The sequence below is a fragment of the Staphylococcus americanisciuri genome, from assembly GCF_024814435.1.
GTDB lineage: Bacteria > Bacillota > Bacilli > Staphylococcales > Staphylococcaceae > Staphylococcus > Staphylococcus americanisciuri.
Genome location: NZ_JANUXY010000003.1, coordinates 15,449 through 28,700, shown reverse-complemented (window position 1 = coordinate 28,700; position 13,252 = coordinate 15,449). Strand labels below are relative to the sequence as shown.

General features: G+C 38.3%; 11 protein-coding genes. 9 read left to right on the top strand and 2 right to left on the bottom strand.

What is annotated here, in order from left to right:
* Positions 1-178: 178 nt before the first annotated feature.
* On the bottom strand, positions 179-1,351 hold the full coding sequence (locus NXS11_RS03485; RefSeq protein WP_259198692.1) for an MFS transporter: 1,173 nt from the start codon (positions 1,349-1,351) through the stop codon (positions 179-181).
* A 312-nt stretch (positions 1,352-1,663) separates the two neighbouring features.
* Positions 1,664-3,625, bottom strand: coding sequence for an IucA/IucC family protein (locus tag NXS11_RS03480; protein WP_259198690.1), 1,962 nt, complete (start codon positions 3,623-3,625; stop codon positions 1,664-1,666).
* A gap of 111 nt (positions 3,626-3,736) precedes the next feature.
* Here NXS11_RS03480 and NXS11_RS03475 point away from each other — a divergent pair, with 111 nt between their 5' ends.
* The 9 genes from NXS11_RS03475 (at position 3,737) to NXS11_RS03435 (ending at position 13,238) form a co-directional block, all read left to right on the top strand.
* The gene (locus NXS11_RS03475; RefSeq protein ID WP_259198688.1) at positions 3,737-4,924 is read left to right on the top strand and encodes an MFS transporter; all 1,188 of its coding nucleotides are present in this window, start codon (positions 3,737-3,739) and stop codon (positions 4,922-4,924) included.
* On the top strand, positions 4,902-6,671 hold the full coding sequence (locus NXS11_RS03470; protein ID WP_259198687.1) for an IucA/IucC family protein: 1,770 nt from the start codon (positions 4,902-4,904) through the stop codon (positions 6,669-6,671). The genes NXS11_RS03475 and NXS11_RS03470 overlap by 23 nt, the downstream gene beginning before the upstream one ends.
* Entirely contained in the window at positions 6,671-7,744 is a 1,074-nt protein-coding gene (locus NXS11_RS03465; protein ID WP_259198686.1) for an alanine racemase, read from the top strand. Before NXS11_RS03470 ends, NXS11_RS03465 begins: the two co-directional genes overlap by 1 nt.
* Before the next feature lie 103 nt (positions 7,745-7,847).
* Entirely contained in the window at positions 7,848-8,795 is a 948-nt protein-coding gene (locus NXS11_RS03460; RefSeq protein WP_263009909.1) for an ABC transporter substrate-binding protein, read from the top strand.
* A gap of 28 nt (positions 8,796-8,823) precedes the next feature.
* On the top strand, positions 8,824-9,855 hold the full coding sequence (locus NXS11_RS03455) for a FecCD family ABC transporter permease (RefSeq protein WP_373319373.1): 1,032 nt from the start codon (positions 8,824-8,826) through the stop codon (positions 9,853-9,855).
* Entirely contained in the window at positions 9,852-10,814 is a 963-nt protein-coding gene (locus NXS11_RS03450; RefSeq protein ID WP_259198677.1) for a FecCD family ABC transporter permease, read from the top strand. Before NXS11_RS03455 ends, NXS11_RS03450 begins: the two co-directional genes overlap by 4 nt.
* A 185-nt stretch (positions 10,815-10,999) precedes the next feature.
* Entirely contained in the window at positions 11,000-12,370 is a 1,371-nt protein-coding gene (locus tag NXS11_RS03445) for a YjiH family protein (RefSeq protein ID WP_259198675.1), read from the top strand.
* Positions 12,371-12,477: 107 nt separating this feature from the next.
* Positions 12,478-12,798 (top strand): hypothetical protein, encoded by a 321-nt coding sequence (locus NXS11_RS03440; protein WP_259198673.1) that lies wholly within the window; start codon positions 12,478-12,480, stop codon positions 12,796-12,798.
* A gap of 119 nt (positions 12,799-12,917) precedes the next feature.
* Positions 12,918-13,238, top strand: a complete 321-nt coding sequence (locus NXS11_RS03435) for a hypothetical protein (RefSeq protein WP_259198671.1) — start codon at positions 12,918-12,920, stop codon at positions 13,236-13,238.
* Positions 13,239-13,252: the final 14 nt, after the last annotated feature.

Here is a 13,252-nt window from a genome sequence, read left to right as displayed (position 1 = left end):
TGAGATTATGTTGAAAGCAGTAACTGGTTTCATTTAGCATATAGTCCATTATGATTGTAAAATATGATTGTAAAAAAGGCGGAATGGCTCATCACGCTATCCCCAACAAAAGATATAGAACAAAATGAAACGCTACGGCTCGTTTTTGAAAAATAAAACGAATCGGTAGCGTTTTATACTAATGTGAGACAGATTGATTTGATGATGGGTTTTGAAGTGTAATAACAATTAAAAATGCGATAAACCCTGTGGCAGCTGCAATATAGACGGTCGCATGTAGACTCAGATGTGTCACAATGACACCACCAATCATTGCACCTAGTCCGATACCGGCATTTAATGCGGACATATTCCAGCTCATGACTTGACTATGGTCACCGTCTACTTGACTAATCAGACCGGATTGAACGGCGGGGTTGGTACTCCACTCTACAATATGCCATATAAACAGTACAATAAGTAGCATGATAGATGTTGCCCATAATTGATTAAGGAGCAGTAGAATGGCAGAAAGGGCAAAGCTACTCACGAATAACCATGTTTTGAATGATAACTTATCTGTAAAGAAACCGCCCATAGATGTGCCTAACATGCCTGCCACACCAATCACTAATAATGCGAGGGATAAGAATTGTAACGTATGCCCGCTGGATAGAATTAATGGATTGATATAAATATATGCGATAGAGTTTGCAGTTAATAAAATAAAGGTAACGGCAAGTAATTTAGTGACTTCTCTTTTATTACGTACGCGACTTGCACGATTTTTACTTGTATTTATATTTGTATTTACATTCATACGCAGGTCTTGTGGTAAATAATACATTAATAATAGGCTGACGATAAGACCAACAAAGCTGATTAAACCAAATGTAAAGCGCCAGCCGAACCAATCACCAATTAATGTACCGATGGGAACGCCAAATACATTAGCGGCGCTGAAGCCTGTATAAACAATACCAAGCATGCGACCTCTTTTATGTGGCGCTGATAGAAAAACGGTAATGGCAAGTATTTTCACAACAATCAGTGCTGCGGCTGCCGATGATAAGATACGTCCAATGACTAAGATTACAAAGTTTGGAGAAAATGCGATGATGCTATTACCGATAATAAATACGATAACAGTTACAAGCAAGACGGGTTTTGGTGCATAACGTTCTGTAAGTTTCACTAAAATAGGACCTGTTAATGCGAAGGTAAAGGCATAAATTGTGACGAGTTGCCCAATCCAAGCTTCTGAAATTTGAAGGTCGGCACTCATCAAACTCATGATGCCTGCTACAACCATTTCAACCATGCCAACAATGAAGATACTAAGCATGAATGTAAGTGTGCGTATTATTGTCATTTGCATCATGACTCCTTTGAAGTAATTTTATCTCTGTGCTCTATTGTAATATATTTTCAGTGGGAACAATAGTGTTTGAAAAAGTATCAAAAAAATCGACACATCTTTGTCAGGGGGAACAGGAATCTCATGTTTCTAAAATGATTCCGTTGTCCCACTTCGGTCAAGCTGAGTAGCAGGTTAGGATACCGTTTATTGGTTTCCCAGTATTACAAATTAAAAATGTCTCAACCTGCGTAAATGAAATCTTGAACTTAAATCACATGATTTTTCCAATATCTCAGCAACCATCGATGTATCGATTTTTAGTTTTTATTTATTCGTCGCTAAAGGATTATCTACCTTTATATACGTATATGCATGTGCTTCGTCTAATAAACGCATCGTTGTGACGCATTTGTAGTCAATGACAGGATTGAAGAAAATCGTTTCGATGTCTTGTAGACGTTGTGGATCCATATCACTATTACGAAAGGTGTTGAACAATGCTTGAATTTGTTCACGAACGATATACCATAAGTCTGCTTCAAGTCCATCTATTTTATAATGGTCACTTAACGCAACGACAAGCTCACCAAGATGATTTTGCACGGTTGCATAAAAAGCTTTATTGAAGACGGATTTTTGGCTGTTTGTTAAAACACGTGATTTTTCATGGAAATGTACTGTATCATATCCCATCTGATTGAGTTGTGCAGTGTCAATGCGTAGACCTTCAAAGTCACGAATATACATGCGTTTAAGCAGACCATCTTGTTTGTCAAAAACAGCAATTGTATTTTGCAGGTGTGCTTCTAAGGCAATACCGTATTTAATTAATAATGGCATAACATAGTCAATGAGTGCCCCTGCATAACGAGAAAACCATTGTTGGATAGCGGTGTGTTGTTCTATTTCTGGCTGTTGCTGTGCATAACGATTCACAAGTTCCACTATGAGGGATGTCCCTTGTTGAGGCATCCTAACGATTAAGCTGGATGGAATCAGCGGTAAATCTGTCTCATCAAGATTGTGATAAATATTATGGCGCAATAGTGTACCGAGCTGTTCGCTTCGACGTTCTTGAACATCTGCCGTGTCAGTTGGACTGAAGAAATGTACGCCTGCCAGTTCAGCAACAGCATGTGTTGGAACATGTGCAAACCACGTATCTTTTGCGGTAATATCTTGCAGTATTTGTGTTATCAATGGTCCATTATGTGTCGTCTGTTCAGATAACGTGCGTATTTCCCCGGTAATATGTACATTGGTTGAAAGTTTAATGTGCGGTGAAACATCAGGGAATGATGGCATTAATGTACGGAATGACAAGCCAGCATAATAGTCATATGTATAGTCGACAGGAATCATAATCTGCTGTGCCAATTCAGCCTCATAATCGGTTGTTAAAATATGCGTATACTGCCATGGATGAACTACCATTAAATGATAATCTGCTGGTGCTAATTGATATGTATTTAAGACCGTTTGACAAGCATCTTGTAAGCCCTCAAATGTTTCAAATAAAATCGTATCAAATGATTTGTCTAATTGTTGTGTACGCACATGATCACGACGGATTAATACAAAGCGTAATGGAATGGCATGTCCATACTCGGATGAATAGGCAATCGTTTCTGTTGGTGACATACCCTTGCGCAACTTGGCACCTGGATGAAGTGGATGTCCTTCAACAACTGCTTGTTCCGAAGCGAGGTATGAATCATTTTGATGTTCAATGGTTGTTAAAAGTGTGTCGGTACTATTATGGTACGTCATTTGTTGATAACTGACGGCTAACGCCATATAGCATGCGCTATTATTTAAGTCATCACGAAATTGCTCAGCTGCAGAACCTTGATAGTTGTTATCCTCGGCAATGATGACATCAAGTACATCATTTGGATGCATAACCCGTTCGTAATGATCCGCTTGTTGCCAATAAAAGGGGCCAGCAACATCAATACGGTTAAACGCATGATGTCCTTTAACAGGCGCACATAATACTTGGGAAGTCTGCTTAAAATGAATAGTTAGTACATCGACGTGTTGTATCGGCGATGTTGGTACTTGTATATGATCAATAAAGTGACTATGTGTATAGCCTTCTACCAGGTTTTCACGATAAATAGACGCAATGAGTCTTGCAGTAACAAGGTCTCTTCCTTGCATCAGATATTGTTCAAATGCCTTGGCCCATTGTGTATTTGTTTCACACAGTGTCGCGTAGCATGCCTGTTCGTCCGATGTCATATGTATTATTGCATTGTGTGTTTGTTTATTTTCATCAATCATTTGAGCACCTCAATTATCATAATATCTTTTTAATTTACAAATGTTGCATTAATTCGTATAATCCATAATATCGGAAATGAGAACGGTTATCAATTAAAGGGAGTGGATAACGTGGCGAAATGGTTCTATTCCGGTACTTTTTTACTTTTTCTTGGTAATTGGATTGGTCAAATTGCATTGAATTGGTACGCATATCAGCTCTATCATCGAGCATTTGATCTTGCGTGGATTAATTTCTTCCGCCTTGCACCTATTTTTTTATTGAGCATATGGGCGGGGAGTATTGCAGACCGTTATAGACGTTGTACGTTGATTAAACTGACTACGATGAGTTCGCTTATCATTACGGCAACATTAATGATAATGGTTATAGCAATGGGTGATGTGCCAATGTACGTGCTTTATAGTTATGCATTGTTGCGCGGATGTATGAGTGCGATTGAAACGCCTGTAAGACAAGCAGTACTACCAGATTTGTCGGCAACGTTGTCGATTTCAAAAGCGGTGTCGTATCAATCATTTCTATTAAATACATGCCGTTCTATAGGGCCGGCAATTTCAGGCTTTTTAATTGCATCAACAGGGGTACAAAGTGCGTTCATAGTTCAATCGATTTGTTATTTATTAGCATTAGTAGCAAGTATACCACTACGATTTGATAATGCAGCACAAACAGCTAAAAAAGGTCTTTCATTAGCTGTGACGTGGCATTATTTTAAGATACATACTCAAGGACGACATATTTTTGTGACAGCACTGTTAATGATGGCGACAGGATATTGTTATGCAACACTCTTACCGATTTTGACAGACGCACAGTATCCGAATAATGCCCAATTGTTTGGAACAGCCATGGCAGTCAGTGCGATAGGGGGCATTCTTGCGACGTTATGTTTGCCAACAATCCTTAAATATATTCCAACGCAACATCTCTATTATATCAGTTCCGTGCTATTTGGGCTCAGTTTGATCTGTATCTTTCCATTTGGCATGTATGGTTTACTAGTGTTCATTTTTTTCGTCGGTCTATTTGGACAAATTGCACGAACAACTAATCGCATTTATTTTCAAAAAGATGTAGAACCAGAACATCGTGGTAAAATATTAAGTGTTATTATGATGGATCGAGGGATGATTCCACTCGGGGCATTGTTAATGAGCTTATTGGCAGAAACGTTTGGAATTGTTATGACGTTTCTGATGATGGGCATTACAACGGTAATAATAGCGGTAATCAGTTATATTATAATGATTAAGTTTAATGGAGGCATATCTCATGACAGCAACACATCAATATAAAGCGGACCAAATGATTCAGTACCGTGTATTATTAGCATGTATGAAAGAAGCGTTATTTCCAGCAGCAACACATATAACAGTGGAAAAGGGCGACGTAAGAATTCGCTATCGGCAACATATGCTTTACGTACGTTATACAATAAAAAGTGCATTTTACCAAATAACGATGGATGGGCCGATTACATATTCGGTAGCCAATGAAGTACAAGAGATTCAGAGTTTGCGTACATTAATCGATGTATTGATGAGGCATTTTGACATTGGCTTCCACGAGCGTTTAATTGAAGAATTAGAACATAGCGTGTTGGGATTGTCATTGAGTTATCGTCAGTATGAACATCGAGAAACTGCCATGCGCCATGCATTGAAGTTTTCTAGAATGCCAAGTGAATTGAATTTTATTGCTTGGTTAACACATATGGGGGAAGATCATCATTTCTCAGCATTAGGCTACACAGAAGGAATGGTATGGCACGGACACCCTTCACACCCGTTAACGAAAACCAAATTGCCATTAACGTCTGATGATATTCAAGCATATGCACCGGAGTTTATGCGTGTTGTGCCGTTAAATATTGTGTTGGTAAAAGAAACAGTATTGCATGAAACAGCTATGAACGGTGACTCGAATTTTGTGTTGAATAAGGTGGTTCCAGATATGAAGCGCAAGTTACAGCAATATTTAGAACCGTATGAAGCAGAGTTAGAAGCCTATCGTGTTTTGTTTGTACATCCGTGGCAATATGAGCATGTCGTTGTGCAGCAATTTAAAGACAACATTCAAGCACATACAGTGATTCCGACACCGTTTACGGTAGAGGCAAAAGCAACATTGTCATTTAGAACGATGTATTTGTTAAATCGTCCGTATCACATCAAATTACCAGTTAATGTGCAAGCAACGAGTGCTGTGCGAACAGTTTCGACAGTAACAACGGTTGATGGGCCTAACTTGAGTTATCAATTGCAACCATTACTGAATGAATTTCCGACATTACAGGTCGCACTGGAGCCATATGGTGCCTATATTGATGCACCGGCTGATGTGGCACGACAATTTGCGATGATTGTACGCCAATCACCTGAGAAGGATGTAACTGAGATGACGCAACTTGTGACGGCATGTTTAATCGAACGCAACCCTGTAGACAAACAGGTCGTTGTGGATAGTTTGATTGAATATGTCTATGGCGATGTGAATGCAACAACGATTGCGACGTTTATTCGCGAATATAGTCGTGCGTTAGTGATCCCACTCATCGCGTATATTCAGCGTTATGGCATTGCTTTAGAAGCACATCAACAGAATACGGTTTTAGAAGTGAACAAAGCGGACCAAACGTTTTCATTTATTGTTAGAGACTTAGGAGGTGCACGCATTGACTTACCAACATTACAGCGTGCCATTCCGAATGTTGTCGTTACGAACACGAGCTTAATCGCTGAAAATATTGAAGCAGTGATAGCAAAGTTCCAACATGCAGTCATTCAAAACCAATTAGGGACACTCATTCATCATTTTAAACATGTCTACAAAAGTGATGAACAGGCGTTATATGATATTGTGAGTGATGTTATTCATGAAGCGATAGACGATACACAATCCCATGCTGTTGCATTAAAGCGTGTGCTGTTTGGCGAACGAGTTATTGTAAAGGCGTTATTGAATATGCGTATGAATCAACAAGTCAAGCAATATATGAATGTTGCCCTTGATAATCCATTATATGAAAAGAAGGTGTATTAATGGGTATTATCAATATTCATTTGAGCAAAATTAAATACAATGCTGTGTTGCTACAACAAATGCTACATCATCGAGGGATTCGAATGATTCCTGTAACGAAATGTATGGCGGGAGACGCTAAAGTGCATAATATGTTACGTGACTTAGGGTTTGATTTGTTAGCAGAATCGCGTTTGAAACATATACCAAATGAACAGTCACTGCGCAAAGACTTCATGTTAATCAGGGGGAGTTTACCAGAAGAAGCAATGCAAACAGTTCAGTGCACACGTATCAGCTTGCAAACTGAGATGGAAACGATTCGAGCATTGAGTGAAGCAGCAGTTCAACAACGAACGAAGCATCAACTTTTATTGATGGTTGACTGGAAAGATGGTCGAGAAGGGGTGCTGACTTATGAAGTGGTCTTATACATTCGACAGATTATGAAACTGAAAGGGATTGCTTTGAGGGGCTTGGCTTTTAATTTTATGTGTTATCGACAAATGCCACCGACTGAAGAAGATTTGCCGTACATGCATCGTTTTATTGAAGCGGTAGAAAAAGATACAGGACTGCATCTACAAACGATTTCTGGTGGTAATTCTAGCATGTTGACGCTAGCGATGTATCAAGACTTAGGACGCATCAATGAACTGCGAGTAGGAGAAGCTATTTTTAGAGGTTATGAAACAGCATATAATATGCGTCTACCACAACTATATAGTGATGCCATTACGATTACGGGGCGTATTCTTGAGATTAAACCTTGTTTAGATTTGGGGACACATCAGTCTTATTTACAAGCGATTGTCGATGTTGGTCAATTAGATACAGCGGTAAACGATATGATGCCACTTGATGAACAGCTTTCAATTGTCGGTTATACAAGTGACGTACTCCTGCTTAATTTAGGTCTTGCAGATTATTATCAGATTGGAGATAAAGTCACGTTTAATCTTGGATATGACGCAATTGCACACAGTATGCACAGCCAACAACTTGTCAAAAATTATATAGAAGATGAGGGCGTTGAATTATTGATACAAGGCCTTGTAGATAAGAAGAATGAAAAATTTACTTCCTGCTATTGACATTGATAATCATTATCAATTATATTGTTGATAAGGCTTTCAATTTCTAACATAAAGGAAGTGTTAAATTGTGAATAAAAATAAGTGGATAGGGTTCATCGTAATGATGTCTATCTTGCTGTTTGTTGCAGCATGTGGGAATACGAATGACTCAAAAAAAGATAACTCATCTAGCTCAAAGGACAAAGCCGTTGAAGTGAAGCATGATGGTGGTACGACTAAAATTGATAAAGAGCCTAAAAAAGTCGTAGCGCTTGAGTACTCATTCGTCGATGCACTTGTTGCATTAGGCGTGAAACCAGTAGGTATTGCGGACGATGGTGACAAAGAGAATATCATCGAGCCGATTCGTGATAAAGTAGGCGATTACAAGTCAGTTGGTGACCGTAAACAGCCTAACCTAGAAGTGATTAGTCAATTGAAGCCGGACTTAATTATTGCAGATAGTAACCGTCATAAAGGTAACTATGAGCAATTAAGCAAGATTGCACCAACGATTTTATTACCAAGTTTGGACTCAGATTATAAACAAAATCTAGAAGCATTCAAAACAATTGGTAAAGCATTATCTAAAGAAGACGAAGCAGATAAACGCCTTAAAGAACATAAAGAAAAAATCGAGAAGTACGAAAAAGAGATTACAATGGATAAAAACAAAAAAGTGTTACCAGTCGTTATCTCTCAATCAGGTTTATTAGCGCACTCTGACAAATCTTATGTAGGTCAATTCTTACATGAACTTGGCTTTAAAGAGGCATTAACGAAAGAATTAGCAGATCAATTACCTGAATATTTGAACGCACCATATTTGAATATGAACTCTGAACAACTTGCAGAGGTAAACCCTGAGCGTATGTTCATTATGGTGAATGGTGAAAATGATCCATTCTACGTTAAAATGAAAGAAGATAAAGTTTGGAATGATTTAGATGCTGTGAAAAACAAACGTGTACACGTTGTAGATCGTTTAACGTGGGCGAAATTCCGTGGCTTAATTTCTTCTGAAGAAATTGCCAAAGAATTAGCAGAAATCTCTAAATCAGACAAATAAGTCACTTCAAAGACTTGAATAAAGGTGATTGGCTATGTCGAAACAAACAACAAACACATACACTGGACATCACCAACAGAAACGCACTACGCTCGCATTTATTGTGAGCGTGTGCTTTCTTGTTTTTGCAACATATTTAAATCTTGCAATCGGATCGTCCAAAATTAATTTTCAATCGTTCTTAGACTATTTTTTCTCTGTCAAAGAAACGAAAGCGACGTTTATTATACATAATGTACGCATGCCAAGAATGGTTGCTGCAGTATTAATTGGGGCAGCATTAGGCGTTGCAGGGGTATTGATGCAAGCTATTACACGTAACCCGCTTGCTTCACCACAAATCTTTGGGGTCAATGCGGGTGCATCTTTTTTCGTTGTATTGATTACTGTGCTCATACCTTCATCAGCAGGTTATAATATTATCTTTGCTTTTGTTGGTGCCTTTATCGGTGGCTTGGCTGTTTATTTGTTAGCCGATACGACGAAAGGGATGACGCCGATTAAGTTGGCACTCGCTGGGATGACGATACACTTGTTTTTTACGAGTTTAACGCAAGGTATTATTTTGTTACATGATGATGCGACAACAACCGTCATGTTCTGGCTCGTTGGTGCATTACATACGATTAAATGGATGCATATTGTAAAAGTCGCACCATTTTTAATTGCGGGTTTTATCGGCGCATTATTGTTGGCCAAACAGCTTGCAGTACTCGACCTTGGCGATCAGATTGCGACGGGACTTGGACAGAATACGCAACTTGTGCGTGCGCTTGCAGGATTTTTAGTTGTCATTCTAGCAGGTTCTTGTGTGGCAATTGCCGGACCGATTGGCTTTATTGGTTTGATTATTCCGCATATCGTAAAACACTATTTAAATCGTAATTACTTTTTAATTATTACACTGTCGATGATTATGGGTGCAGACTTACTGTTAATCTCAGATGTATTAAGTCGGCTCATTGCCTTCCCATTTGAATCGCCAGTGGGTATCGTAACATCATTCGTCGGTGCCTTTTACTTCTTGTGGATTACACTGAAAGGGGTGCGTTCACGATGAAACGACAGTTAAAAGGACGTTATATCATTATTACGCTACTACTCGTGATTGGTGCCTTTTTAGGATTGAGTGCCGGTGCAGTTTGGATTCCACCCGCACAAGTGTTACAAGAAGTATGGACGGACAGCAACTTTATATTGAGTGAATATCGGGTGCCTCGCATGTTGCTTGCGATCCTAGTCGGTGCCGCATTGGCGATTTCAGGTGCGGTCATACAAGGCGTTGTACGTAACCCACTCGCATCCCCAGACGTCATCGGTATTACAAAAGGTGCAAGTTTAGCAGCAGTGATGGTAATCATTGTTTTTCCAACAGCACCATTATTTATTTTACCCGTCGCATCATTTGCTGGTGCATTGGTTATTAGTTTGGTTTTATCGTTACTGATTAGTTATAAAAATGTGAAAGGCTCACAGCTCGCCTTAATCGGGATGGCGATTGGTGCCATTGCAATGGCGGTCGTACAATATTTATTAATCCGTCATCCAATGGAAGCGAACATCGCATTAGTATGGTTAACGGGTAGTTTATTTGGACGTTCGATGCAACATGTATGGACCATCTTACCTTGGTTATGTGTCGGAATTCCTTTGATTCTTTATTATAGCTACAAATTAGACATCTTACATTTAGGTGATGAAGTAGCAACTGCACTCGGTACAGAAGTCAATAAAGTTAAAATGATTCTGTTGTTGGCGGCAGTCATGTTAGCTGGTTCGGCGATTTCAGTTGTCGGCGGTTTAAGCTTTCTCGGCTTAATTGCGCCACATATTGCACGGAGTATTGTGGGACATCGACATATACATATTGTGTTGATGTCAGGTTTAATCGGAGGCTTATTGATGGTTGTTGCTGATGCAGCTGCACGTGCGATTGCGCCACCGATAGATATTCCAGTAGGGGTGTTAATTGCGATTATCGGTGCGCCATATTTCTTATTTGTATTGAGAAAAATGTAAACAAATTTAAATATGCATTATATTGTATCAATATTCAATTGCGTATTGCATATCGCTTTTGTCCTATGTATAATTTATTATGTTAGGATAGAGGCGATTTTTTGTGAGATATTATGTGTTGAATAGGGAACACAGCGCCGCACACTACTCCAAATAAAACCAACGAAAAAAGAAGGATGGATTAAATGGATAAATTATCGAAACAGCAACAGCGTATCGGTATGTGGAAATTTATTTTATTATCTTTAATTGGGATTATCTTATTTTTAGTACCAGTCCCAATTGTTGAAGATGGACAAAGTAAAACAACACTACCTGTCGCATTTTTGGCTGGGGTCTTTAAAGATATGATTGGCGGTGTGATGCCGTATTTAATTATTACGATTATTACAATTTCAGGTGTCTTAACAATTCTTTTTAGTACTGTATGGCGCAACAAAGTCGCACATTCACAATTTTTAACGAATACATTTATCGTTACATGGCCATGGTTAATTGTGCGTATCGTTGCCGTTATTTTTGCTTGGATAACATTCTTGAAAATTGGACCAGAATGGATTTTTTCAGAAGATACAGGGGACTTAATTTTTACGGGTCTTCTTCCAACATTAGTTGCTGTATTTTTCTTTGCGGCTATCTTTTTACCATTATTATTAGAATACGGACTACTGGAATTTTTAGGGCCGATATTCAGACCGATTATGCGTCCACTCTTTACCTTACCGGGACGTTCAACAGTTGATAACTTAGCATCATTTATCGGTGATGGCACTGTCGGGGTCATGATTACGAGTAAGCAATATGAACAGGGCTACTACACACGTCGTGAAGCAACCGTTATTGCGACAACATTCAGCGTTGTATCATTAACATTTGCGATTGTTATTGCAGAAACAATCGGTTTAATCGATCGTTTCGCAGCATTCTACTTCACAGTTATTGTTGCATGTTTTGTCGCAGCATTAATCATGCCACGTATTTGGCCATTGCGTTCAGTAGCAGATAACTATGTAGATGGCGTGTCAGCAAAAGAGCGTCCAGAAAAGCGCTACTCATACAAAGAAGCATTAGCAAAAGGTTATGAAGATGCTGTAGAGACTGGGTATAAAGCACCAGGTATTAAATTGTATGTTCATACAGCTGTGCGCACAGTCATGGACATGTGGTTGGTCGTGATTCCAGTTGTCATGACCATCGGGACAGCAGCGACAATCCTTGCGACATACACACCTATTTTTGAAATTGTCGGCAAGCCATTTGTGCCATTCTTAGAGTTATTACAAATACCAGAAGCGGCTGAAGCGTCTAAAACAATGATTATCGGTTTTGCAGACATGTTCTTACCGTCTATTTTAATTGATGGTGTTCAAAGTGACTTAACACGTTTCGTTGTCGGCGCATTAAGTGTATGCCAATTGATTTATTTATCAGAAGTCGGCGGTGTGATCTTAGGTTCAAAAATCCCAGTGAGCTTATGGAAACTCTTTGTGATTTTCTTAATTCGTACGATTATCACATTACCAGTCATCGCACTCTTTGCGCATATCTTTTTCTAATACAATATATCGATGGAATGGCTATGGCTGTTCCATTTTTTATTTGTGAAAAGTAAAAAGTGTAGAGTGCATTTATAGTATAATAAAACAAAAAATAGAGGTTAGACATGAACTATTTCGTGACAAAAGAATGGGAAGGTCCAGGGCCAGTAGTAGATTTTATTTTTCATGTGAATGACGAAAAGATTAAGTATTATTTATATATTGATTACATGGAACAAATAGAATACCTTTTTTATGATATTAACAAGAAATATTTTATTGCAGCTGAAAGTGAGTATAAGACAAGTGATTTAGTGAAGATGTTAAAAGTTTTATATACAAAACAATTTAAGGATGAAGAACCGATTATGAGAGAATGGCGGTATATCCTTAAAGAGATTCTATCAAAAGATTCTAATGCAGTATTAAAGTTTGAAGGGGTTTAATTCTTTTTCTAATACAATATGTCAATGGAATGGCTACGGCTGTTCCATTTTTTATTTGTGAAAAGTAAAAAGTGTAGAGTGCATTTATAGTATAATAAAACAAAAAATAGAGGTTAGACATGAACTATTTTGTAACAAAAGAATGGGAAGGACCGGGACCAGTAGTGGATTTTATCTTTCATGTAAACGGTGAAAAGATTAAGTATTATTTATACTTAGACTATATGGAAGAAATATCGTATTTATTTCTCAAGTATAATAAGAATTATTTTTTTGCAGGTGTTAGTGATTATACTACAGAAGATTTAATTGGTATGTTGAAATATACGTACAGTAAGCCATTAGGAAATGAAGAACCAATTATGCGAGAGTGGCGATATATTCTTAAAGAAGTGTTGTCGAAGGATCCGAATGCGAGATTAGATTTTGAAGGGGTTTAAAATTTTGTATAGGT

Bases quoted from the DNA above. Each gene is read 5' to 3' on its own strand.
- NXS11_RS03485 (WP_259198692.1), bottom strand. From the start codon at position 1,351: ATGACAATAATACGCACACTTACATTCATGCTTAGTATCTTCATTGTT.
- NXS11_RS03480 (WP_259198690.1), bottom strand. From the start codon at position 3,625: ATGATTGATGAAAATAAACAAACACACAATGCAATAATACATATGACA.
- NXS11_RS03470 (WP_259198687.1), top strand. From the start codon at position 4,902: ATGACAGCAACACATCAATATAAAGCGGACCAAATGATTCAGTACCGT.
- NXS11_RS03465 (WP_259198686.1), top strand. From the start codon at position 6,671: ATGGGTATTATCAATATTCATTTGAGCAAAATTAAATACAATGCTGTG.
- NXS11_RS03460 (WP_263009909.1), top strand. From the start codon at position 7,848: ATGATGTCTATCTTGCTGTTTGTTGCAGCATGTGGGAATACGAATGAC.
- NXS11_RS03450 (WP_259198677.1), top strand. From the start codon at position 9,852: ATGAAACGACAGTTAAAAGGACGTTATATCATTATTACGCTACTACTC.
- NXS11_RS03445 (WP_259198675.1), top strand. From the start codon at position 11,000: ATGGATAAATTATCGAAACAGCAACAGCGTATCGGTATGTGGAAATTT.
- NXS11_RS03440 (WP_259198673.1), top strand. From the start codon at position 12,478: ATGAACTATTTCGTGACAAAAGAATGGGAAGGTCCAGGGCCAGTAGTA.
- NXS11_RS03435 (WP_259198671.1), top strand. From the start codon at position 12,918: ATGAACTATTTTGTAACAAAAGAATGGGAAGGACCGGGACCAGTAGTG.